The following is a 25,192-nucleotide window of genomic DNA, read 5'->3' as shown; positions in this document are numbered from 1 at the left end:
ATATGGGTATAGGTCTTTTGTCTATTTGAATAGGAGAAAAACATAGTAAATATCTAATAGTTATAATTTTCGAACTAATATTACTATTCCGGTATTCTTTTTTAAAATAAATGGTCTGGTTGGATGATAGAAAATTTGAGGATAAAATTTTAGCAGGAATTAATGAGAAGGGGGCTGAAAATCCAACTGTACAACTAAGGGTGCTGCATGTAGAGGGTTAAGAATGTTAGCTATAAAAAGACGTTCTTATGTAGTTTGAATATATAATTCTAAAACTCATACTCCTAATATATTTGTTTGAGATGTTATTTTTTCCTCACAGCTAAGTTGCCGCATGGTTAGAAGCAGCAGTGTAAAACGAAATAAACTCGACTCGGCAAAATAAAAATTACCCTTTCAAGGCGAATCACTATTAAAATAAATTTTTTCTATTTCAAGCTAATTCCTTCTTGATAGTATCCCGGATTCAATCTACTGTGAATCCGGGTCCTTGCATGGGAATATTCGTTTATTTACTCTTCATAGAAATCAGGAAACATTCCTTCAGGAACAAGAGCTGGAAAGTATAAATAGTATATTAATTTTGCCTTTAGTCTTTGGGCATATAAAAAGGAATGCTCTCTTTATTCCTTGCTACATTTATTTGTCTTAAAACTTATTTCCTGTTTGCCAGGAAGCTCCGCTAATTTTATAATAAATCGATTTTACTCGTATTGTTCCCCAATATGGATTAAGAGTGATTCTGTTAATTCCCGCCTTATTTTTGTAATATGCCTTTCCATGAGCTGTTTAGCCTGGTCTGCATCCCCAGCTGCAATTGCCAAGTAAATTTCTTTGTGTTCATCAATCGTTTCTTGCGTACGTTCTGGATCTTTCAAACGTTGGCTTCTTGTAGCGCGGATCGTGTCCTGCATATGTTTGCTGAGTGTTTGGAATAATTGTAGAAATATTGAATTGTGTGAAGCAAGAACAATATTAATGTGGAAACTTAAGTCAGCCTGAATTCCTAACTCTACATCCTGCTTCGCTTGAGCCATCATTTCTAATGCTTGGCGAATTTGTTCTAAATCTTCAGAAGTGGCTCGTCGTGAAGCTAAAAAGGCACATTCTACCTCAAGTGCCTGCCGAAGCTCTAGCATTTCATATACTAGTTTTTTTTCAGTTTTTATGATTGTAGAGGAAAGATCTTGTCCTAATGTATGGCTTTCTGTTGCTTTAATAAAGCTGCCGCTGCCTTGTTTAATTTCAAGAACTCCTTTTATCTCCAGCTTCCGAAGTGCCTCTCTAACCGATGTCCGACTTACATTAAAACGACTTGCTAACTCCCTTTCAGTCGGGAGTTTTTCCCCGGGCTGTAAATCTCCGTTTAAAAAACCTTCCTTTATTTGATCAACAATTACTTGATAAGCTTTTTTCTTTGGTTGTGGCATTATCCATGTCACTCCCTTCGATTACATAGTCCTTTAAACGTTTTAATCATACAAAAGTAAGGCAAGATTAGCAATTTAATAAAAATAATAATAATTGATATTTTCAGAATATTTAGTACAATAATAAAGGTTGGACCAATTTGAAGAATAGGGGAAATTGGTATGACATATATATTTATAATTCAACCAATCAAAATACAATTAACGAACACAGGGAAAGAATGCGAGTAAAGAGGGGGAGATTAAAATGATTACAACAAATGAAGAAGTAGTAAGCGCTCTGCGGAGTGTCATCCCAGAGAGCCAAGTAACGATCAATCAAACAATTTTGGAACAACATAGTATGGATGAATCTTATCATAGTGCCAGTCTACCTGATATTGTTGTGTTTCCGACAACGACGGAAGAAGTGAGCAGTATAATGAATATAGCGAATCAACATAAAGTACCGGTCGTGCCTTTTGGAAGGGGAACAAGCCTGGAAGGGCATGTTATTCCTTATGACCATGGAATAACAATTGATTTTTCTCTCATGAACAAAATAGTAGAAGTTAGGGAGAAGGACTTTCTTGTGAAAGTTCAGCCGGGGGTGACGCGTTCTCAGTTGAATAAGGAGCTGAAGAAATACGGGCTATTTTTCTCTGTAGATCCTGGAGCAGATGCAACACTTGGAGGGATGGCAGCAACAAATGCTAGTGGAACAACATCTGTAAAGTATGGTACTATGCGCGATCAAGTCCGGGATTTAGAGGTGGTTCTGTCAGATGGTACGGTAATTCATACGGGAAATTTAGCGGAAAAGTCATCATCAGGCTATCATTTGAATGGTTTATTCGTAGGGTCTGAAGGAACGCTGGGCTGCTTTACTGAATTGACAGTAAGAGTCTATGGAATTCCTGAATATGTTATGGCTGCCCGAGCATCCTTCGAAACAGTCAATGATGCTGTGGAAGCGGTCGTCAGTATTTTACAGGCCGGAATTCCAATTGCAAGAGTTGAACTAGTAGATGAAATTTCGATGAAGCAAGTAAATTTGCATAGCAAAACAGCTTATAAGGAACAACCAACGTTATTTTTGGAGTTTCAGGGAAATGAAGCTGGTTTAAGGCAAGATGTTGAATTTATGAAAGAAATTGTAGCGAGCCATCATTGTGAAGGTATTGAATTTGAGACCGATAATGCGGCTCGAAATCAGCTGTGGGAAGCACGTCATAATTTAGCCTATGCCTATGTACATGGTCACCCAGGAAAAAAACTAATGGTGACCGATGTCTGCTTACCGATTTCCGAGCTGGCAGGTGCTATTGCACATGCGAGAGAAGCGCTTAATCTGTTAACGCTTACAGGCGGTATTGTCGGCCACGTCGGTGACGGCAATTTCCATGTTCTCTTAATGATTGATATGAACGACGTTCGTGAAATCCAAAAAGCTGATGAGTTTAATGAGCTGATTGTGATGTACGCTCTTGAACGAGGGGGGACTTGTACAGGAGAACATGGTGTCGGTATTGGTAAACAGAAATATCAGGAAAAAGAACATGGGAGAGCACTGCTTGTGATGGAAAAGATTAAGCAGGTCCTTGATCCTGATGGTCTTTTGAACCCAAATAAAATAGTAAAAATAAAAAAGTAGGGGTGGAAATATGAGAGTTCTAGAGACGATTAGTACGATAGCTGGAAAATACTTTGCTGTATGGGTCATCTGTATAGCTGTTATTGCCTTTATCATTCCGGACCCTTTCTTAGTATTTGGAGGATACATCACGATTTTGCTAGGGGTTGTTATGTTTGGGATGGGACTGACATTAAAAGCTGTAGATTTTAAACTGATCTTAACGAATCCAATGCCCGTTATTATTGGTGTCTGTGCGCAATATGTTATCATGCCGCTTTCTGCTTTTTTAATTGCTTATATTATGAATTTGCCAGCGGAATTAGCTGCAGGTCTAGTCCTGCTTGGCTCTGTTCCAGGGGGGACGGCTTCCAATGTTATGGTGTATCTAGCTAAAGGGAATGTACCGTTATCGATTACAATGACATCCTTTTCAACATTATTAGCGCCTATTGCAACACCGTTAATATTACTATTACTTGCTGGTAAATGGATGCCGGTGGATCCAATGGCAATGTTTACTTCCATTATTCAAGTCATTATTTTGCCGATTATTCTAGGTATTGTTATAAGAAGGTTTGCTCCTCAGGTAGTAGAAAAGAGCATAAACATCATTCCGCTTATTTCTGTAGCTGCTATTATGATTATTGTATCTGCTGTTGTGGCGGGGAATGTTGATAGCATTACTTCTGCCGGAGCCATTGTTTTTGCAGCAGTAGTTCTCCATAATGCATTCGGATTGCTGTTTGGTTATTTAACAGCTCTTATGTTAGGACTTAATGAAAGTAATCGGAGAGCTATCTCCATTGAAGTAGGCATGCAAAATTCTGGACTAGGCGTAGCGTTGGCCACGGCCCATTTTGGCCCATTGGCTGCTTTACCTAGTGTTCTGGGTGCTGTCTGGCATAATATTTCCGGACCGATTCTTGCCACTTACTGGTCGAAAAAACCGGAGAACGCAGAGAGCCGGCTTCATGAACCGGTACAGGAAAGCAATAGCGGGAATCAAGTGTAAAGGGCTGTATTAAGGTAGAAAGTATTTACTGTCCCACTTTGCATGTATCTATTATGCAGCACATACCGCCAATGAAAAGAAACACTCGACTTTATTAGGCTGCTAGCAGGAGTTAGGAAAATAGTTGTTTTATCGATTGCCAAAGGATTTAATAAGTGTTTGAATCATTTCTAGCAACATCTCTTCTGCTGCGAACTAGGCTTTGTATAATAAAACAGCAGCATGCTTGAACTTAAAAAATTCTAAAATAAAGAGTGATAATGTGAAGTGCCTCGTAAACATTAGTTAGAAAACTAATGTTTATGAGGTGTTTTTTATGGACAGATTTACAACTAGAAGAAACAATATTGATTTTCTTTCGTCATATAGTAGTGACTTGACAGAAGTCAGGATTAGGAATAGTATAGTTTAGTTGCGGAATAAGTTATTTTGCAATAATACTTTAGGGATTTACTATTGATAATTTCACTTCATATCAATCTAATTTTTATGTAAGTAAAAGGTAGGTGCAAAAATGAAAAGTTTAGTAAATAAAAAAGGTACTCTATTAAACAGCTTTTTTGGGATATATATATTAGCCGTTTTGATGTTATGGATGAAAACATACTTCACGCAAACAACACAATTTGACTTAGGTGTAGAAGGATTTCTTCAACAATTCCTTTTATTCATTAATCCTTTAGGTTCAGCATTGTTATTTCTAGGATTTTCATTTTTCTTTAAAGGAAAGAAAAAATATACAACCCTAGTGATAATCTATATACTTATGTCGTTTCTTTTATATGCAAATGTCGTGTATTACCGATTCTTTAGTGATTTCATTACATTGCCTACAATTTTTCAAACGCAGAACTTTGGAGATTTAGGAGGTAGTGTTCTTTCTTTATTAAAACCTTATGATCTTTTATTCTTTGTGGATGTAGTTGTCGTATTATATCTACGATTTTCAAAAAGAGTTCAAAAAGAGACAAATGGATTTGGATACAAAAGAGCAATAGCTGTGATAGCTTTTGCGTTAGTATTGTCAATTATCAATTTAGGGCTGGCTGAATCCAGCCGTCCGCAGTTATTAACACGAGGTTTTGACAGAAACTATATCGTAAAATATTTAGGCATGTATAACTATACGATTTATGACTCCGTTGAAACGATGAAGGCGTCATCACAGAGAGCTTTAGCGGATAGCAGTGATATTACAGAAGTGATTAACTATACGAAATCCAACTATGCTAAGCCTAATCCAGAATATTTTGGTGCAGCAAAAGGAATGAACGTTATCTATTTACATTTAGAATCATTCCAAAACTTTATCATAAACTATCAATTAAATGGTGAAGAAGTGACGCCATTTTTAAATTCCTTAGCCAAAGATTCGAATACGTTGTATTTTGATAATTTCTTCCATCAAACAGCTCAAGGTAAAACTTCAGATGCAGAATTTATGCTTGAAAACTCTATATTCGGTTTACCGCAAGGATCTGCTTACATTACAAAAGGGCAAAATAAGTATCAAGCAGCTCCCGCAATATTAAAGGATGAGGGATATACATCTGCTGTATTCCACGGAAATGAAGGGAGCTTCTGGAACCGTAATGTGATTTATAAATCGTTCGGTTACGATAAGTTCTTTGATGCCGATTATTATGACACGAGTTCTGAAACAGATATGGCTGAATATGGTTTGTTGGACAAACCATTCTTTGAACAATCAGCAGATCTTTTAAATACTTTACCGCAGCCGTTCTATACGAAATTTATTACGGTTGGGAACCACTATCCATATAAACTTAACCAGGACCTAGCAACAATTGGTAAAGGCAGTACGGGTGATGCAAGTGTCGATAATTACTTCCAAACAGCACGCTATGCGGATGAAGCTATTGAACAGTTCTTTAATCAATTAAAAGAATCAGGTTTATATGATAACAGCATGATTATTCTTTATGGTGATCATTATGGTATTTCAGAAAATCACAATAAAGCGATGGAACAAGTCATTGGAAAAGAAATTACACCATATGAAAGTGCTAATTTACAACGAGTACCATTATTTATCCATGTTCCAGGAATGCAAGGTGGAACAGACCATTCTTACGGTGGGCAAGTAGATCTTCTGCCAACGGTGTTACACTTGCTAGGAATTGATTCGCAAAAATTTGTTCAATTTGGTTCAGATTTATTATCAGAAGAGCGTAATGAAGTTGTTCCATTTAGAAATGGCGATTTCGTGAGCCCTGAGATTTATTCAATTAATGAAAAATTTTACGATAATAAAACAGGCTTACCACTGGATGATAGTCAATTAGAGCAGGCCGATACTATCAAAGATGAAGTGGATTATAAATTACAGTTATCTGATAAAGTCGTGAATGGTGACTTATTGAGATTCTATACGCCAACAGGATTTACTCCAGTCGATCCTTCTCAGTACAATTATAAGAAAGAATCGAATGTAGAAACTGAATAATGATTAATAGTTAGCAGGCAGTTCAAGAAAAGGTATTTGAGATCAACGTATTGTTGATGTCTTATCGTTTTCTTGAATTGCCTTTTTTATATACTTTTTGATAAGGATCAATACAGGGGGCTTGCTAATATCTCTTATGCTGTTATTAGAATCCGTATATTTTGATACGTTACATACGTCTAGTAGTAAATGAACCATAGAAAGCAGGCGGGTTAGAAGTGCCATCATGCTCTTCTAATTAATTATCTGCTTTTATGTATTTAATGAATGAGGCTAGGCTATAGGTCCTTTGTATTAAGTTTGGGCGGGTTGCTGATGCTAAACCATTATAAAAGACTTTTTCATAGAGAATTATAAGCGCGAAACTCAAATAAATGAGAAATTATTTTAATACGATGCTGATAACTTTGGAAATGTTTTAATCTATCAGAAAAATAGTAATGACAGATTCGTTAATAAAGCTGGGGTTTTTGCCAAAAAATGTTGAACTATGTAGAATTGTGTGAGATTATTAATAAAGTTAGGATTTTATACTTACAATATTACAAAAGGATAGGCAGTAAAACCTTATATCTAAGGTTTGGGAATTAATCAAAAGGTCCTGTAATCTAAACGATAATCACCTGATTATTAAATTTGTAGATTAATACTTATTTAAAACCTTTGGCTATTCTATGGGAAATAGAATAGCCTTTTAGATTGGTTTTCTAATTACTGGTAATGCCTTTCCATGAACAGTCATGCAGAAAGGAATGGTAAATGATTTAACTTAACAATTTAGAAGATCTGCAGTAACAACCGGCACATGATTATCTCAATAAAAAAGCAGGAAGGTTTATTAAAATGAAGAAAAGAAGATTTTCATTTAAATTAAAGGTTTTAATTTATTCTTTATTACTATCACTAGTACCGATCGTGTTTATAGGATTTTTAGTAAATATAAAAGTCAGCGAAATAACAAAGAAAGATTATCTTAATTTTAGTGAAAGAGAAATCTCACAGGTAGACAACGGAATTTCTATGTACTTTGAATCGATTAGGGAAAATGTTAGTTTATTAGCTACCAACCCTGCCGTTCTAAATGCTGATTCAAGTATCACCTCCTACATAGATGTAGAGGGAGAAGATTCAATTGATATGACTCCTTCAACGAATGGTGAGAAGGAAAAAGCGATATATGAGGTGTTCTCTCAATTTAGTGAGAGTCATCCAAATGCTGCTTATATTTATATGGGTACAGCGGACGGAGGTTATGTTCAATACCCTGAAGGTCCCGTGCCAGCTGGCTTTGATTCAAGGGATCGTCCTTGGTATACGACAGCCACTCAGGATCCAGGGAAAGTAAAATTAACAAGCGCCTATGCCGCAACGGGAATCGAAGGAATTATAGTAAGTAATGTCACTACGATTGAAAATGGCGGAAAACAAGTAGGTGTGCTAGGTCTAGATATAAGCTTGGAAGGCTTAACGGATATTATCAAGGAAATCAGTATAGGGAAAAATGGTTACGTAATCTTAGCGCAAGGCGATGGAACAATCCTTGCACACCCAAAGAACCCTGAATTGAATTTCGAATCAATTTCTACTCTAAACATTCCGGAACTAGAGGATTTAAGTAAAGATGGTTCATTTGAAGCCACAATTGATGGAAAAGAGTATGTATTAAACACAGTAACTTCAGAGAATGAAGGCTGGAAGTATATTGCTGCTATCGAAAAGAGTGAGCTTTTAGCGACAGCAAACTCTATACGTACAAATATTTTCGTTATAGGCGGAATTATTGCGGTAATAGCTGTAATCGTTTCTGTACTTGTAAGCTTGGTGATAACACGAAGAATCAAAAACATTAGTGACTTATCATTAGCTATGTCAAATGGAGATTTGACTCAATTAGTTGAGATTAAGTCAAATGATGAAATTGGCGATATGGGTAAGAACTACAACATTATGGCTAGTAGTTTAAAGGAAACAATGAAAAAGATATCATTTGAATCCCAGCAATTATCAGCTACATCTGAGGAGCTGGCAGCATCTTCTATCGAAAACCAGAAAGCCTCTAATCAAATATCCGGGTCGATTCAAAGTGTTGCTAACGGAACAGATGAACAGAATGCTGCTATGAAAAATGCAGTAGAGATTATAAACGAAGTGTTTAAGCATGTTGATGATGTGACAGTGAGCATGAACAATGTAAGTTCATCGATCCATTATTCTGCTGAAACTGCTAAACAAGGTAGTGATGTTGTTGGTCAAACCGTAAAGCAAATGGGTGAAATAGATAAAAACGTGAGCTCTTCTGCTGAAAAAATTAGCGTATTAAATGAGAAGTCAAATGAAGTCAGCCAGATCAGCCTGATGATACAGTCGATTTCAGAGCAAACAAACCTGCTTGCCTTGAATGCTGCAATCGAAGCTGCAAGAGCAGGGGAACATGGTAAGGGCTTTGCAGTAGTAGCAGATGAAGTACGGAAACTAGCAGAGCAGTCCAGTCAGTCAGCATTGCAGATAAGCGAGATTATTAATGATATTAAAGACGGAATCAAGGATTCGATGAGTCTTGTAAATCAAGGGGCGAACTCAGCTAAAGAGGGAATGAAACTTGTTAATGAAAGCGGAAAAGCTTTCGGAGAAATTAAGAATTCTGTTCTTACTGTCACACCAAAAATCACAGAAGTTAGTAAAGCGATGGAAAATATGAAAAATCATATAGCAGAAGTGGTAGACCATATAGAGGAAGTGTCGAAAACAAGTTTAGAGGTAAACGAACATTCACAAAATGTGGCTGCATCTTCGCAACAGATGAGCGCCTCAATGGAAGAAGTCTCATCAGCTGCCCAAGAGCTGGCTAGAATGTCAGTAGATTTAGAAGAAGTTATACAGCAATTTAAGCTATAAATTTTAATATACCCTTTGATTTTATTAATCTTGTTTAGCGGGGCAATATTAAAAGTTTAGTAGATAAAAGACTAGGGAGGAAATACTATGTTTAAAACGATGGGTCAGCTTAAAACCCTGATTGCATTTATTTTAGTAATGACACTGCTTCCATTGGCAAGTGTTTCTGCTAAAGAAACAGAATTTGATCCATTTGAGAAGAGTATTGGTGAAATTTCTGATGCTTTAAATAATAATGAAATCACTTCAGAGGAGCTCGTTGAGTATTATTTAGAGCGTATTGAAGCGTATGACAAGCAAGGCCCAGCGATTAATTCAATTATTACGATTAATGCACAAGCTTTGGAGATGGCAAAGCAATTAGATAAAGAAAGACAAAAAAACGGTCCAAGAAGTGTTCTTCATGGTATTCCGATCGTTGTAAAAGATAATTTTGACGTAAAAGGAATGCCTACATCAGGAGGGTCTGTTGCTCTAAAGGATGCTTATCCTCGCGAGGATGCCTTTACTATTCAGAAGCTTAAGGATGCAGGAGCTATTATCATAGCAAAGACAAATATGTCGGAATTAGCAGCATCTTATGGAAGACTAGGATACAGTTCTTTAGGTGGTTTAACATTAAACCCATATAACCTTAACCGTGATGCTTCTGGATCAAGCAGCGGAACAGCTGCAGCAGTTACAGCAAACTTTGCTGTATTTGGTTTAGGTACTGATACTTCTGCCTCGGTGAGAGGTCCTGCCAATGTCACGGGTCTGGTTGGTATTAGACCAACAACAGGTTTAACAAGCCGCAGTGGAGTAATCCCTTCCTCACTAACTTTCGATACAACTGGTCCGTTAGCTCGATCTGTAGAGGATGCAGCAATTGCATTGAGTTTTATGGCCGGAGTTGATGAAAAAGACGATAAAACATTGCCAGCCAAGAATTATATTGTTGAAGACTATAGCGAAAACCTAGATAACACAGCATTGCAAACTGCAAGAGTAGGTGTGGCCGTCGACTTCTTTGGAGACAGTGCAGAAGTGGACGAAATTGCGAAAAAAGCTATAGAAAAAATGGAAGAAATGGGCGCAGTGGCAATTCCAGTGTCTTTCTCAGAGCTGACACAATACTTATGGACGCCAATTGTTGGACCTGTTAATGATGCTGATTTTAAGGTTCAATTTGAAGAATACCTGGCACAGCTTCCGGAAGGCCAGCCGAAAACGCTGGAGGAAATAATTAAGATTAGTGAATCGCCAGAAGTTTTAAATTCAGCAACACCAGTAAATCCAGGGCGTTTAGAAGGCTTGAAAACAGCTTTGAAACAAGCGGAATTCAAGGATACTCCAGAATACAATCAAATAATTACGAACGACATGTCTAACGTGCGTAATGAAATACAAGCAATCATGGAAAAAGAAAATTTAGATGCAATAGTATTCCCGACAATGTCATGTCCGGCATCTCCACGATTTGATAAGGAAGATCCAACATATGTATGTGAAGCCTATGATACTTATGCTGCGAGTTATGTAGCATCAGCAACAGGATTCCCTGAAATTACTGTACCGGCTGGAGTTACGAAGCAAGAGGTGCCTGTTGGTATCTCATTCTTCGGGACAGCATACAGTGAACAAGCTTTGTTAGATTTAGCTTACTCTTTTGAACAAGCAACAGAAGCCAGAACAATACCGAAAACGACGCCTAATTTTACGGTTGATTTAGAGGATAAACCCAAATTTAAAGATGTAAATTCCTTTGTAGACGAAATTGAGTATTTAGCAGCTAAAGGAATTATTCAAGGCTATACAGATGGAACGTTTAAACCGAACAACTCTGTTACCCGTCTACAAGCTGTACGTATGATTTTAAGAGAAAAAGGAATTAACGACTTTTCCGCTATTGTAAATCCAGGATTTATCGATGTGAAACCGGGTGATAATGGCTATGAGGAGATTGCGAAAGCGGTTGAATTAGGTATCATCAGTGGAAAAGTAAATGCCCAAGGTCAAAAATATTTTGACTCAAATGGAAATTTAACTCGTTCACAAGCGGCGAAGATCCTAGTATCAGCTTACGACTTAAAAGGAACTAGTCCAGCTGAATTCAAAGATGTTTCAAAAGAGCACTGGGCGTATGATGTTGTTTCAGTGCTGGCAGCCAATAATATTGCTGCTGGTTATGCAGATGGAACATTTAAACCATCTATTAATCTCTCGCGTCAATATTTTGCTGCATTTATGGCTCGCTGTCTAGATGACCAGTTTAAGCCAGTAAAGTAAATAGTAAGAGTGAATTTTTTGAGGTAAAAATAAGGGTTACAAAAGAATAATAAATAACATGTAGGCATCTCATAAGCAAAGGAAACTTATGAGATGCCTTTTATCTTTGGTTTATCTACTGTCATAAAACTACTCCGGGAGGTAGACTCAATTTTAAATCAACTTTTCGGCATCCATAAATTTACACCTGATGATCCCATTTACTGTATACTGTAGATATCCTATTGCCCAAGCAGGATAGTATTTTTTAGGAGATTTACAATGAAGTTAGATTGCTTAATTGTTGATGACGAAATTGCTTTAGCCGAAACAACTTGTGAATATTATAATATGTTTGAGGTCAAAACAGCTTTTGTGACAAGTGCTGAGGAGTGCGAACATTTTTTGAAGGAACATGAACGATCCGTGCTTCTTCTAGACATCAATCTAGGTAATAAGAGATTGAACAAAACCATAGTAGGGGATTCGGAACTTTTAGATTTTTAAGCTGAATATTACTAAAAAAATTGCTATACTAACGGGGCAGCTTAGCACGTAAATCATTATGAAAAAACGATAAGGGGGAAGCTAATATGGCAAAGAGAAATCAAGAGTTGTCATCGGAGCAGCGTGAAGAGTTATTTGGAATATTGAAAGCTCGTTTTGAAAAAAATATGAATCGTCATGAAGAAATTGAATGGTCTGACGTACAATCAAGATTAGAAATGAATAGTGAAAAATTATGGTCACTTAATGAAATGGAAATAACAGGCGGGGAGCCGGATGTTATTGGTCTTGATCAACAAACAGGTGAATATATTTTTACTGATTGTTCAACGGAAAGCCCTAAAGGCCGCAGAAGTGTTTGTTATGACCGCGAGGCGCTGGAGTCTAGGAAACAACATAAACCAGAAAACAGCGCTATCGATATGGCAGCTGCTATGGGCATAGAGATGCTAACGGAAGAGCAGTACCGAGAACTGCAGAAGCTTGGGAAATTCGATAAAAAAACATCGAGCTGGGTGAAAACACCTGATAACATTAGAAAACTAGGCGGGGCTATCTTTTGTGATTGCCGCTATGATACTGTGTTCATGTACCACAATGGAGCAGATTCTTATTACGCTGCCAGAGGTTTCCGCGGCTCTTTAAGAATCTAGATATCATTTGAAAACGGCAGCTTAAGTAATTGTAAATAAATATGCTGGCAGAAAAAGCAGACGGTTTAGAAGTGCAGGCAAGCACCTTTAGTTGGCCGTCTGTTTTTATATTGGATTTTATAAAAAGGCAAACATGTTTCATAAAGCTGATGGCTATGGTAAAAGGCTTGCTTGAACTATATAAGTTCAGTCTTGGGAGGGGAAATCTATATCCTTGTAGAATTTTAATACTATTTTAATAGTGGATTTTCATAACTAATGAAAATGAAGGGTGGATAAATTTATGACGGCAATTATAAAATTTGGTTCTTCTTATCAAGAAGAGGAAGTGAAGAGAGAGTTAAACTTAATCAAATTGGAATATGAAATAATTAAAGACTTTGTGGATTTTGAAGTCTTTTCTTTTGAAGAAATTGATGAATGTCAAATAGGCTACAGTATCGACAGCGATGGGAATTCTCTTGTAACGGAGGAAGAGGATACTTGGAATGATAGCTGGATTGTTATCGGATATGAAACTCTATGTGGGGATCCGATAATCATTGAGTTAAATGAAGCTGGATATCCTGTATCTAGATTGATGCATGGTATGGGGAGCTGGGATAATGGTACTTTCCTTGCAGATTCAATGCAATCATTCTTGCATATTTTGAAGGACATAAGAAGCTTCCTTACGGAAAAACAAATAGTAAGGGGAAAGCGAACGATACAGCATAAAGAGTTGAAAGCACTAGTAAACAGTGTAATAGAAAAAAATAAAGCTGAAGATTTTGAAATCTGGGAATCTCTATTAAATCCGTTATTCACTATGGCAGAAGAATACGAGGAATCAATAAAAGAAAAAATTAAGGGAATGAAAATAGAGGGTAAAAAAATTACAGAGATTGCTGAGCTGCTTAATATACAGCTTAAAGACGTTTATGAGTATAGCAAGAAAATGTAAAAGGGGAAATAAGGGGATACTTCAATAACTAATTAACCCCCTACGGTGACAGCGGCAAACCCCCGTGCATTCAATTCATCAAAAAATTAACATAACATCAATTTCTTCGCCAATAACAATGAAGCTATAGTAATCAATGTGTTTTACGCTTTGGGTGCGGTAAGCCACTGATACTTTTTCCGGTATTACATAAAGTTCGGACAGGTCGATCGGATAGGAAACTTATCGTTCTTCCGAAGAACTTCTCCTCTTGTAAAGGTCATGATGAAATGGCGGTACACATACGGGACAACCATGGATATCGTAAATGACTTCATCATACCTTATGGCATTAAAAGAAACTGTCGTAAATTTTTGAGGGCTTTAAAAGTAAGCGATAATGTTATACATCCTTCTTGATCATTGAAATCAGTTATAGATTTGATAAGGTTTCAAGCTCTTATGTGTCTCGATATGCCAGTTGATTGAAGCTGAGAGAGCAAGCAGCAGGAGAAATCGAATTTTCTATAGAATGTAATTACTAATAAAAGGCAACAAGCCGGATATTTTAATGAAGGGCAGTTCTTCACTCTCTTGAAAATATAAAACCCTGCTGAAAAACAGGTTTTTATAATTACATGCAATTCATATATATAAAATAAAAGCTAATAGGGGTAAAAATTATTGGAAAAACAAAATAGCAAATATAGATGGATTGTATTTGTTACGGTATTATTTACTTATTTGTTAATGGCAAGTCAACGAACTGCTCCAGGATTGATTACAGATCAATTGATGCGGGACTTTAGTGTAACAGCATCGACAATTGGGTTATTGACGAGTATACAATTTTTTGTATACACGAGTTTACAAATTCCGATGGGGATTTTAGCTGATCGATATGGACCGAATTTTTTTCTAATTACTGGGGCAGCTCTTACAGGTTTAGGTACAGTCATTTATAGTGTCGGGACACATGAATTTGTACTGTTTTTTGCTAGAATACTTACCGGGATCGGGGATGCGACCATTTGGGTTAATATGGTGCTCATTTTGGCTCAGTGGTTTCACGCAAAGGAATTTGTTCGACTAATTGGCTTCGCCGGTATGACGGGCAGTCTCGGTTTCTTATTAGCGACAGTGCCTTTCTCTGCGTGGATTCAATTACTTGGTTGGAGAGGAGCATTTCTCTCAGCGGGACTACTATTATGTTTATGTGGTGTTCTCCTTTATTTTGTACTTGTAAGAAAATCAAGACAAATTTTTGTAGATGCACCGGTAGTGGCAACAGAAGAAATACAGCGTGAAAAAACAGCGGTTTTACTTCGGAGGATTTTTTCAAGCCGGCAAGCATGGGCTCTATTCTTTTGTCATTTTGGCGTAGTCGGCGGTTATGTAGGTTTTATTAGTTCTTGGGCCGTACCATATGGAATGAATATGTATGAAATGACCCGCTCAGATGCAAGCCAGATGATCATGATCGGTCTTATCGGAGCACTTATTGGCGCCCCTGTAGCTAGCTGGGTTTCAAGCCGGTTAGAAACAATAAAATGGCCATATATTATCGTTCATCTCATTGTTTTGTTAAGTTGGTTTTCCTTCCTGTTGTTTAAGGGGCTGCCGCCGTTTTTCTTGTTAATGATACTCTTCTTTATTATTGGTTTTGGATACGGAGCGAGCGCATTGACATTTGCAGGTGTACGTCAATCCTTCCCTGTAAAAGAATCCGGTATTATTTCGGGATTTGCTAATACAGGAGGTTTTCTAAGTGCAGTATTGCTGCCAATCATTTTTGGCTATGTACTAGATTATTTTCAATCCACTTCAGGTAATCAAGGTGAGGGATACTATTACGGTTTCTTCACACCTGTTATTTTCTCCATAATGGGATTAGTTGGAGTGATTTTATTTAAAGAAAAGCGCCGGCAATCTAAGATTAGCACCGATATCCCGCAATCTTAATTAGTGTAGTTGAATAAAAGTGCTTCCCTACCTAAAAAAACTTAGGTCTGTTCCTTAAGGTTTTCTAATCAACTGCTGTAATAAAATTTTTATAATTTAAAAAGGAATGTTTCTCTTTATTGCTGTATAGTTAGAGAAAATTATAAAGCTTAAGCACAAACGGGAATGGGTGTACTAGCAGAGGGAGATGGACAATGAGAAGGATTATTTTAACGACAGAGAGTGGAGCAGATTTACCGAAAGAATTGGCTGAGAAACATCATGTTCAAATAGTACCAATGCATATTATTATGGAGGGTCAGGATTATTTAGATGGCCATTTATCCGTAAAAGAAATTTATAATTATTATGACCGCACAAAAAAGATACCGTCTACATCTGCGACAAATGTCCATGAGTATTCTGAGTTCTTTACGGGTATTAGAAAGGAATTTCCTGATAGTATCATTATTCATATTGGTTACACATCAAGAGCATCAGCATCCTTTCAGAATGCGTTAATTGCTGCGGAAGATTTTACAGATCTTTTTTTAATTGATGCGCTAAACGTTACAGGCGGACTAACTGCCGTGGTAATGTATGCTGCTGATTTACTAGAGAATGAACCGTCGATTGAGCCTGCTCAATTAATTGAAAAAATTAAATCCATGGTTCCTAAATCAAGACTTGCTTTCAGTCCAGGAAGCTTAGATTTTTTAAAGGCAGGTGGACGGGTAAGTAATTTAGCGTATCTCGGCGGCGCTTTGCTGAAAATAAAACCATGCATTGAGTTAGTAGACGGAAAGCTTGTTTCCACTAAGAAATACCGAGGGAATATGAGCGTTGTTGCGGAAAAATTAATGCGTGATTATTTATCTCAATATGATATTGATAGAAAACAAATTTATTTTATCTATTCAATTGGACTCAGTGAAAGTATTAAGCAGAAAATGAATGAGATGGCAGTTCAAGCTGGTTTTGAAAACATCACTTGGATTCAAGCTGGTGCTATGATTTCTACTCACTCGGGACCTGGCGGCTTTGGGATTGCTGGATTAGAGAATTAGAAGTGCTTCAGAAAAATGTGAAAAGAAGGTTTTATTAAAGAAATCCTTCAGGTGAAATAATAGTAGATAAAATAATAAAAGATACATTAGGTAAATGCCTTCACCAAGTCTTGATATCACTCGGTGGAGGCATAGTTTTTTATCTGCTCGCCTGGCAAAAGAAAGGCTGAGCCAAGGCTTTTATTTAAGTCCCTCTATGTTTCGTAACTTCCTGCGGAGCGTTATTATGAATGACTTGGTTTAGCTCTTTTGAATACTCTTCGCGTATATTTGTATCCTTGTGTTCTTTCTTTTCCTTTTTGAATGTAGTTTTACTTTTCTTTGCCATTTTATTTCACCTCCTTTTCGTAATATGAAGAACGGCCGATAAAGTCTAAACTAATATGTGCAAAGTTGCATGTTATATTAAAAGCAATTTGATTAGCTTATGGACGATTTACACGTTTAAAGTGTCTGTCTTCTTTTTCATCATTCCTTTTTTGCATAAATCAAATAAAGAAAAACAAACTAATGCAGTAATCAAAAATGAAGAGGAGGTCTTTAAAATGGCGATAAAGAAAAATAGGGATGGTAAATCGAATAATGCGTTAAGTCTGGATAGAATGATTGAAAATACAGAGGAAAATATCCGAGAAGCGGAGATCAGCATGGAATTTGCGGGTCCGGAAGAACGTGAAAACCTTGAAGAAAAAAATGAGCGCCGCAAGCATTCAGTTGATAAAATGAAGAAACAGTTAAGTGACGAGGCTGCATTTGAAGCCCGAAAAAATAGCTTCGAATAAGGCGATAGCTCAGAAAGAGGCAGCAGTCAATTCGAAATTTAAAATTGAATACATGAAAAATGGATTCCCAGGATGGGAATCCATTTTTGATTTAACGCAGTCCAGCAACTATTTTTTTACTAAATTTAGCGCAATATCAGCTTTTTCTAAGTCATGCTGCATCTGCTCATCTAAATCATATGCATGGTACATTTCATTTTTAATCATGTATTGAGCAATTTTATCATGCAGATCAATAGCGTTATCCAACTCACGGCGTAGCAGCTTTTTCACGGAAGGAGTAGCTGTTTCCGTAATTGCAACCGCTAAATTTCTTACGCCTGCTTTAGCTGTGATAAGTAAATCAGAAGCGATTGCCAGGTCATCAATAACAGTTACATCTAGCTGTTCATTTTTTGTTTCCTCGGATTTTTTAGTAGCCATTACTCTTCCTCCTGTCTTTTATTTACTTGCATCTGCAAGCACTTTTTTCAAATCTTTAATTGCTTTTGTGGAAAGCTCTAAATCTTCTTCGATAATTTCCTTTAATTTCTTGTCTTGAACTAGATCTACAAATAATTTACTTTTTGTTACACAAGTCGTTTTAAAAATAAGGACTTCATGTACTTCCAATTGTTCATGTAATGCAAGTTCCTTTGCAGCCATTCCATTACCTCCTAGTTCGTATTGGGTTTTCCCCTATCGTTTACCCGGAGTTGCTAATTTTAATCCTAGAATGATAATCCTATAAATTTTTACACGTATCTGCCTATGTAGAAATCTCCATAATAAATAGAGAACAGCCTCACATCTTCGCATGAGGTTTTGTGGAAAATACAATCTTTTAGGTGCCAGAACTTCTACACTTTCCAGCCTATAGGCAAAGCTGTTTTGTTTTATTGCTGCTTTCTTCATTCAGTTGAATTCTAAAAAGATAGCAATCTGGTAAAATACATATATTTAAATAACCATAATAAGGAATTGAATTCATGCAAAGAAGTATTACTTTACGGGCCGCCTCGTGTTTTTTGTACCACCAGATGAAAAGGCTATGAATGGTGATGCAGCACAGTTAGCTGTATGTACAAACCTTGACGCAGAAAAAATAGACAATAGATAAGGAGCCATAGGTGTGAAGAATCTAAGTGAAGATAATAAACCTACTATAAGTATCACTTTTGAGGAATACGATGAAAATCATCATATTGTTTTTGTTGAAAAAGACAATATAGATTTTAGCTTTTCATTGGTGTTATGTGAATTTCAAAATTGGATGGATCTTTTTTGTAATGTGCTAATTAAAATAGAAAAATATAAAGATAAAGTGGGTTTTGTTTTTCATAAAAAAGATATCACGACAATTGAGATGAGAGGCGAAATCATGCAATTTATTTACTACTATAATTTAGAAAAGCGGGGTTAAAGCTCACGAGAAGATATTCACCTAGCAGCGCTTTGGGTTTTGAGTTTAAGTAAGGGATCCGTGAAAATAAAACAGAGCTGCCCAGAAAGTTATTGCTTTCTGGGCAGCTGCTTTTTTAGAGGGAGAGTTGATGTTAAAAGCGGGAACAACTATACTAACTGCCTTTTATGGGGTTTCATACTAGTAACCACCGTATCCGCCGCTGTAGAAAGAAGCTCCTACAATAATTAAAAGGATAAAGAGAACAACTAAAAGAGCAAAGCCAGAACCAGAACCGTATCCGCCGTATCCGCCGCCGCCTTGATAACCTGATGCACCCATTCGTAACACCTCCTTTTGTTTTTATTCAGTTTAGTATATGTAAGGAAATAAAGCGGGTATGGATAAATGTAATAGATTGTTATCATTTTAAAAAATAAAATACAAAATGCATTTAACTTAAATACAAAATATCCTAATTATAAGCATTGGAACTAAGAGATTGTGGTCTATCATTCCTTCATGATGCAAGGGTCTTGCAATCGTTGTTTTTATTTACTTAAAGTGAGCTTTTCTATTCCCGAAAAGATGGAATTGGTCTTATAAAAATGGATGCATAGAATGATTAGAAAAATCCAAACTAATACCGAAATCTTTAGAAACTCAGGAGGTTACCATGTCTAATTCAAAACATCCAAAACCTGATGATCGTTCAAACAATGTGGAGCGAATCCGGGATATTATTAGAAATACGGAAGAAAATCTTCATGAAGCTGAAATCAGTATGGAGTTTGCTGATCCGATGCAAAGCGAAATAATCCAAGAGAAGAATGAACGACGCAAACAATCAATTGAAGGGTTAAAAGAAGAAATGAAAGATGAAATTGAAGCTCGTAAAAAAGGCAAGGCGTAGGGCATAATCTTTTATTTCACTAAGACAAAACAATTTAAAAGACGGCAATCTAGAAGCTCGGGAATGGGCTTCTGATTGCGGTCTTTTTTTTGTAAGTAAAATAATACCAATTCGTTTTTTTTCAATATGAAAGCCGCGAATTTTGTCGACTTGAAGCATGCTTATGTGAACTATTTAGAAAGCTGAAAAGTAATCCAGGTATTAAAAACTGGATGCAAGCCTTACTATCTATTCAATAATGAATGAGTCTTTTTCATTAATCCTCGCATGATAGAAATATTACATCTTATTTAAAACCTCCATGGCTCCTTCAATTTTAGCTGTATTTGATAATCAGAACAAAAGACCCGTTGTAGTTATTTTCCATATTTTTTGTTTATCTTCTTAAGTTTTTCTAGTCTAAATTAATTGTTTTTGTAAAAGCAGACTCTTTCTCTCTGAATTTCTCCTATTAAAAACCTATGTAGATCAGTACTACAACACTTTTTATAATATTTTTCTTAACTATTTACCTATATCCGAATAGGATATAGTTACTGAAAAGTAAATAATCATAATAGTATGACAAGTTATGACAGAAATAATTTACATACTCATTTATCATAGGACTCACATCTAGAAATCTCACAATGATCGAACTAATTCTTTTTACCTGAATTATTTAGCGTAAAGGAGGGAAGCGATTTATCAATCCCTTGCAGAGATTGATAGTGAAGAGTAGGTAAAAAGAGAATAAAAAACGAAGGGGGAAGGAAATTGAAGAGGAAAAAGTCTTCTGGCAAAGCAATTAGTGTGGTAGCCTCTGCATTTATGACGGTTTCTTTATTAACACCCGGATTTGTTAGCGCAGAAACAACTGCTAACCGTCTCTATGAATCTTTTAAAGATTCTAACAGCCCGGTCAGCTCTGTACGGGATAAGGTGAGTAATCGCTTGCTTGAAAGCTTTAAAAGCGATGATCAAGTGACATTTTTAGTGAAATTCAAAGAGAAAGCAAATTCAGCTCAGGCAGCTACGGAAGCCCGGGAAAAAGCAGAAGGATCAAACCTGTCCGCACATAATGCAAAGTTAATGCAGCGCTCTGCTGTTGTTTCTGAATTAAAGGCAACTTCTATAGAATCTCAACAAACAGTCCTTCAATTTCTTGAACAAGAGGCAGCTGCTGGGAATGCGGCTGATATTACATCCTTCTATATCGTAAATGCGATTGCCGTAACAGCAACAAAAGAAGTGGCCGAAAAAGTGGCGACGTTCGCTGAGGTAGAAAAAGTGCTGCCAAATGAAACACGTCAGCTGTTTACTACAAAAACTGAAGAGGCAGCAGCACCAAGTGCGGAAACGGCGAATGTTGAATGGAACATTGAGCGTGTAAAAGCACCGGAAGTATGGGATATGGGCATTGATGGTTCTGGAACGGTTGTTGCAAGTATCGATACAGGCGTTCAATGGGATCACCCGGCTTTAAAAGAGAAGTACCGTGGTTATAATGCCGCAACGGGACAAGTAACCCATGATTATAACTGGTATGATGCTACGGCTTCTGGACGGTCTGCCCCATATGATGATCTGGATCATGGAACACACGTAACAGGCACAATGGTCGGTAGTGAACCGGATGGCTCCAACCAAATTGGTGTGGCACCGGGTGCTAAATATATTGCTGTAAAAGCATTTACTTCAAATGGCGGATCAGATGCTGATCTTTTGGAAGCTGCACAATGGATTTTAGCGCCGACAGACGCCAATGGAAATCCACGTGTTGATATGGCTCCGGATATTGTAAACAACTCATGGGGCGGCGGCCCAGGCTTGGATGAGTGGTACCGAGATGTCGTTAATAACTGGCGTGCAGCCGAAATCTTCCCTGAATTTTCTGCCGGCAACACGACAGCTACAAATCCTGGAGGAGCAGGTTCAGTTGCTTCACCAGCCAATTACCCTGAGTCCTTTGCGACGGGTGCAACGGATATTAATAATAAAGTAGGGAGCTTCTCATTACGAGGACCATCTCCGTATGATGAAATTAAACCAGACATTTCAGCACCAGGTGTAAATATTCGTTCTGCTGTACCAGGTGGGGGCTATGAGGGAGGATGGAATGGTACCTCAATGGCAGGTCCTGCTGTATCAGGTGTAGCAGCCCTTCTTCGCCAAGTAGATGCAAATCTAACAGTCGATGAAATGGAAGAGATTTTGTTAGAGACTGCAAATCCGTTGACAGACAGCCAATATCCATCTGTTCCTAACCATGCTTACGGCTATGGATTAGTCGATGCGTATGAAGCTGTATCCTCTATCATTACAGGCCTTGGTACATTGGAAGGCCAAGTAACACAACAAGGTTCTGATAATGAAGCACCTACATTTGAGCATACTGCACCGGCTGAAACATATGCTGGCATGGCATTGAATCTCTCTGTTTCTGTGAGTGATAATATCAGTGTTTCCTCTGTCGTACTTCACTACAAAGATGCAAACAATGCATGGCAGCAAATTACAGCTGGCCGAAAATCCGGGGATTATAAATCCGGTGAATTCGCTGTAGTAGTACCGGGTGAGATGATTACCGGCAATTCATTCACATATAAATGGACAGTGAATGATTTTGGTAATAATGAAGTCAGCAGTGAAGAGTATGTGGTCGATGTGAAACCAGGAATTACAGTTGGTTATTCTGAAGACTTTGAAGTACAGCCAACTGGCTGGTATTCATTCGGCAGTCAGGATAGCTGGGAATGGGGTGTACCGACATCTGGTCCCGGAAATGCAGCATCAGGTGAAAAGGTATATGCGACAAATTTAGCAGGCTCCTATGCAAACAATATGAATGCTACACTTGTTGCACCGCCAATTGATTTACCGGAAGGAAACACATACCTTCAGTTTAAGCATTGGCATAATTTTGAACAGTCTACTTCTGGTCGAGCATGGGATTATGGACATGTATTTGTTTCAACAGACCAAGAAAATTGGACGCAATTATTAACAGTTCAAGGCCAATCGAATGGCTGGGTAGATGCAGAAGTTGACTTATCCGATTATGCGGGTCAGCGTATTTATATCGGCTTTAACGCTTACTCAGATTCAAGTGTACAGCGGGATGGCTGGTATATTGATGATATCGCATTAACTGATGTGTCTCAAACTGGTAAAGTATCAAAAGGTAAGAATAACGGAAACAATGGCAATAAGGGTAACGATGGTAATAAAGCAAACAATGGTATTCATGGAGGAAAAGGAAATAACGGAAATAACGGAAATAATGGAAATGCGAAGGATAAAGATAAAGAGGCATTAAAAGAAGCGATTGATCCAAAGACAATTAAACCGGAAGTGCGCTCAAAAGACGGGGCGCCAGTTGTTGAAAAAGTTAACAATCCTACACTGCTGCCATTAGGTGCTCAGGTAAGCGTACTGGAATCAGGACGCTCTGTTTATACGAATCCAGCAGATGGTTCTTATGCGCTTACACATGGAGCAGGGACGTTTACAGTGAAAGCGGAAGCTTACGGCTTCACATCTGAAGAACAGTCGGTCACAATCGAGGCGGATGGTACTTCCACTGCGAATTTCACATTAGATGAAGTCGCACAAAACACGGTACAAGGAACCATTACGGATCAGTCTACAGGAGAAGCAATTGAAGGAGCAACGGTCATTCTTGTGGAGGATGCCAATGTCGCTCCTGTTGTAACTGATGCAAGTGGTAACTTTACGGTAACTGCTTATGAGGGCGACTATACATTAAAAGTCATCGCTCGCGGTTATCATGGCCAAGAAGTGCCTGTATCGATTGCTGGACAACCAGTGACGCAAAATATTTCACTTGAACCATTCTACACGTACCCAGGTGGAGAAATTGGGTATGATGATGGTACAGCTGAAAATGCGCGTGCATTCAATGCTGCTGGTAATGCGTGGGCGGTGAAAATGTCTCTTCCTGAAGGGAAGGAAAATGGAATTGTTACAGATGGCGTCTTCCGCTTCTGGACAGCTGAGTGGCCTTCACCAGGTGGAACGGCATTTGCTGTAGAAGTATGGGATGCATCTGGTGCAGATGGTACGCCTGGCAAGAAGCTGGCAGGACCTATTGATGCTACTGCTTTACGTAATGGCGAATGGACAGTTGTTGACTTATCGGAACATAATATTGTCGTAAATGGCGACTTCTATATGGTGTACCGCCAAACAGTTGCAAATCCGAACAGCCCGGGGCTTGCTACAGATGAAGATGGCACAAATGCAGGTAGAAGCTATCAAGATGTATCAGGGGCTTGGTCATCATCTCCAACGAGCGAAGGAAATTATATGATTCGGGCACGTGTCAGCTATGAAGTAACTGGTCCAATGATTACGTCTCCGGCTACAGGCTCTATTACAAAAGAGGCTGCAACAACGGTTACTGGAACAGCTTCACCAACAACGACGATTGAATTAAAACAAAATGGCGAAGTAGTAGCGGATACAGTCGTTGGTGATGACGGCAAATTTGCCATTGATGTCAATCTGGTTGAAGGCTCAAATGAGTTTTCGGTTGTTTCGAAGCTAAATGATAAAGTAACAGGGGAATCTACTCCAGTATCTGTTATTTTAGATACAACGGCTCCAGAGCTAACAATCGATAAACCGGCGAATGGTGAAAAAGTAAATCGTGAAACAGTAACGGTAGAAGGGTTAATCTCGGATGCTAATATTGACACGGTTATGGTCAATGGTTCACCTGCAGCCGTAAGTGATGGCAAATATTCAAAACGTATGATTTTAGATAATGGGACAAATGAAATTACTGTAGTAGCAACGGATAAGGCCGGCAACAGCGTGTCAAAGACAGTGACAGTGACGGCTGATTTCGATGCACCACAAATTTCTAACTTAAAACCAGTAAGCGATATTTATGTGGCAACTGGTAGAACAGTCAAAATCGAATTTGATAGTGAGCCTGGATTAAAACCGACGTTTGTCATCCATATGCCACTAACAAACGATGTAAACAATGCGACTGAATTACCGATGATGGAACAAGGAAACGGTCATTATATCGGCTACTGGACGGTACCTGCTGATACTGTAGCTAATGGCGCAGTCATTGAAGTTATTGCAATCGATGGCTTTAACAATGAGACTCGTCAAAGAGCGGCTGGTAAATTATATGTCAATGTCCCAGCACCTGCAGGAGAGACTTCTGGTGGAGCTGAAGATAAACAAACTTCAGGTGAATCTGAAGACAAAGAAGCTGCTGAATCATTAAACGGTGAAGTAAAACAAACACCGTAAAATAACAATGAGAGAGGCCTCTAAATCGTTTATAACGATGATAGAGGCCGTTCTTTTTTAGTCTGCTTGAAAAAGAAAACCTCCCC

Annotated in this window: 19 protein-coding genes; 14 read left to right on the top strand and 5 right to left on the bottom strand. The window is 37.8% G+C overall.

Annotated features, from left to right (window positions below; genetic code table 11):
* Positions 1 to 704 precede the first annotated feature (704 nt).
* The gene (locus AA0Y26_RS19795) at positions 705 to 1,430 is read right to left on the bottom strand and encodes a FadR/GntR family transcriptional regulator (RefSeq protein ID WP_413363731.1); all 726 of its coding nucleotides are present in this window, start codon (positions 1,428 to 1,430) and stop codon (positions 705 to 707) included.
* A gap of 247 nt (positions 1,431 to 1,677) precedes the next feature.
* Between AA0Y26_RS19795 and AA0Y26_RS19790 the strand changes: the two genes are divergently transcribed.
* The 10 genes from AA0Y26_RS19790 to AA0Y26_RS19745 all read left to right on the top strand — a co-directional run bounded on the left by AA0Y26_RS19790 (position 1,678) and on the right by AA0Y26_RS19745 (position 16,756).
* Positions 1,678 to 3,063, top strand: coding sequence for an FAD-binding oxidoreductase (locus tag AA0Y26_RS19790; RefSeq protein ID WP_413363730.1), 1,386 nt, complete (start codon positions 1,678 to 1,680; stop codon positions 3,061 to 3,063).
* Between the two features lie 10 nt (positions 3,064 to 3,073).
* Positions 3,074 to 4,057: a bile acid:sodium symporter family protein gene (locus tag AA0Y26_RS19785; RefSeq protein ID WP_413363729.1), complete on the top strand. Its 984-nt coding sequence runs from the start codon at positions 3,074 to 3,076 to the stop codon at positions 4,055 to 4,057.
* Between the two features lie 514 nt (positions 4,058 to 4,571).
* A complete protein-coding gene (locus AA0Y26_RS19780) occupies positions 4,572 to 6,524 on the top strand; it encodes an LTA synthase family protein (protein ID WP_413363728.1) in 1,953 nt (650 codons plus the stop codon).
* A gap of 843 nt (positions 6,525 to 7,367) precedes the next feature.
* On the top strand, positions 7,368 to 9,419 hold the full coding sequence (locus AA0Y26_RS19775) for a methyl-accepting chemotaxis protein (protein WP_413363727.1): 2,052 nt from the start codon (positions 7,368 to 7,370) through the stop codon (positions 9,417 to 9,419).
* Between the two features lie 87 nt (positions 9,420 to 9,506).
* Complete coding sequence (locus AA0Y26_RS19770) at positions 9,507 to 11,687, top strand: amidase family protein (protein WP_413363726.1); 2,181 nt, start codon at positions 9,507 to 9,509, stop codon at positions 11,685 to 11,687.
* Positions 11,688 to 11,948: 261 nt separating this feature from the next.
* Positions 11,949 to 12,173, top strand: coding sequence for a hypothetical protein (locus tag AA0Y26_RS19765; protein WP_413363725.1), 225 nt, complete (start codon positions 11,949 to 11,951; stop codon positions 12,171 to 12,173).
* Between the two features lie 86 nt (positions 12,174 to 12,259).
* Positions 12,260 to 12,826: a DUF4256 domain-containing protein gene (locus AA0Y26_RS19760; protein ID WP_413363724.1), complete on the top strand. Its 567-nt coding sequence runs from the start codon at positions 12,260 to 12,262 to the stop codon at positions 12,824 to 12,826.
* 283 nt (positions 12,827 to 13,109) lie between these two features.
* A complete protein-coding gene (locus tag AA0Y26_RS19755) occupies positions 13,110 to 13,769 on the top strand; it encodes an SMI1/KNR4 family protein (protein ID WP_413363723.1) in 660 nt (219 codons plus the stop codon).
* 663 nt (positions 13,770 to 14,432) lie between these two features.
* Entirely contained in the window at positions 14,433 to 15,710 is a 1,278-nt protein-coding gene (locus AA0Y26_RS19750) for an MFS transporter (RefSeq protein ID WP_413363722.1), read from the top strand.
* A gap of 194 nt (positions 15,711 to 15,904) precedes the next feature.
* Positions 15,905 to 16,756 carry a DegV family protein gene (locus AA0Y26_RS19745; protein WP_413363721.1) on the top strand — a complete coding sequence of 284 codons (852 nt, stop codon included), beginning with the start codon at positions 15,905 to 15,907 and terminating at the stop codon, positions 16,754 to 16,756.
* Positions 16,757 to 16,940: 184 nt separating this feature from the next.
* Here AA0Y26_RS19745 and AA0Y26_RS19740 read toward each other — a convergent pair whose 3' ends face one another.
* Positions 16,941 to 17,084, bottom strand: coding sequence for a hypothetical protein (locus tag AA0Y26_RS19740; protein WP_413363720.1), 144 nt, complete (start codon positions 17,082 to 17,084; stop codon positions 16,941 to 16,943).
* 217 nt (positions 17,085 to 17,301) lie between these two features.
* Here AA0Y26_RS19740 and AA0Y26_RS19735 point away from each other — a divergent pair, with 217 nt between their 5' ends.
* A complete protein-coding gene (locus AA0Y26_RS19735) occupies positions 17,302 to 17,538 on the top strand; it encodes a small acid-soluble spore protein Tlp (protein ID WP_413363719.1) in 237 nt (78 codons plus the stop codon).
* A gap of 108 nt (positions 17,539 to 17,646) precedes the next feature.
* On the opposite strand, the gene AA0Y26_RS19730 is transcribed toward AA0Y26_RS19735, so the two are convergent.
* Both AA0Y26_RS19730 and AA0Y26_RS19725 read right to left on the bottom strand, forming a co-directional pair.
* Positions 17,647 to 17,961 (bottom strand): spore coat protein, encoded by a 315-nt coding sequence (locus AA0Y26_RS19730; RefSeq protein ID WP_413363718.1) that lies wholly within the window; start codon positions 17,959 to 17,961, stop codon positions 17,647 to 17,649.
* 18 nt (positions 17,962 to 17,979) lie between these two features.
* A complete protein-coding gene (locus tag AA0Y26_RS19725) occupies positions 17,980 to 18,183 on the bottom strand; it encodes a spore coat protein (RefSeq protein WP_413363717.1) in 204 nt (67 codons plus the stop codon).
* A gap of 466 nt (positions 18,184 to 18,649) precedes the next feature.
* On the opposite strand from AA0Y26_RS19725, the gene AA0Y26_RS19720 reads away from it, so the two are divergent.
* Complete coding sequence (locus AA0Y26_RS19720; protein WP_413363716.1) at positions 18,650 to 18,940, top strand: hypothetical protein; 291 nt, start codon at positions 18,650 to 18,652, stop codon at positions 18,938 to 18,940.
* A gap of 180 nt (positions 18,941 to 19,120) precedes the next feature.
* On the opposite strand, the gene AA0Y26_RS19715 is transcribed toward AA0Y26_RS19720, so the two are convergent.
* On the bottom strand, positions 19,121 to 19,261 hold the full coding sequence (locus AA0Y26_RS19715) for a YjcZ family sporulation protein (protein WP_413363715.1): 141 nt from the start codon (positions 19,259 to 19,261) through the stop codon (positions 19,121 to 19,123).
* A 334-nt stretch (positions 19,262 to 19,595) separates the two neighbouring features.
* Between AA0Y26_RS19715 and tlp the strand changes: the two genes are divergently transcribed.
* Both tlp and AA0Y26_RS19705 read left to right on the top strand, forming a co-directional pair.
* The gene (tlp, locus tag AA0Y26_RS19710; protein ID WP_413363714.1) at positions 19,596 to 19,832 is read left to right on the top strand and encodes a small acid-soluble spore protein Tlp; all 237 of its coding nucleotides are present in this window, start codon (positions 19,596 to 19,598) and stop codon (positions 19,830 to 19,832) included.
* 756 nt (positions 19,833 to 20,588) lie between these two features.
* Positions 20,589 to 25,106 carry a S8 family serine peptidase gene (locus AA0Y26_RS19705; RefSeq protein WP_413363713.1) on the top strand — a complete coding sequence of 1,506 codons (4,518 nt, stop codon included), beginning with the start codon at positions 20,589 to 20,591 and terminating at the stop codon, positions 25,104 to 25,106.
* The last annotated feature ends 86 nt before the right edge of the window (positions 25,107 to 25,192 follow it).

Origin of the sequence: Lysinibacillus canaveralius, from assembly GCF_047301505.1 — a bacterium.
GTDB lineage: Bacteria > Bacillota > Bacilli > Bacillales_A > Planococcaceae > Lysinibacillus_B.
This window is presented reverse-complemented; position numbering and strand designations above follow the sequence as displayed.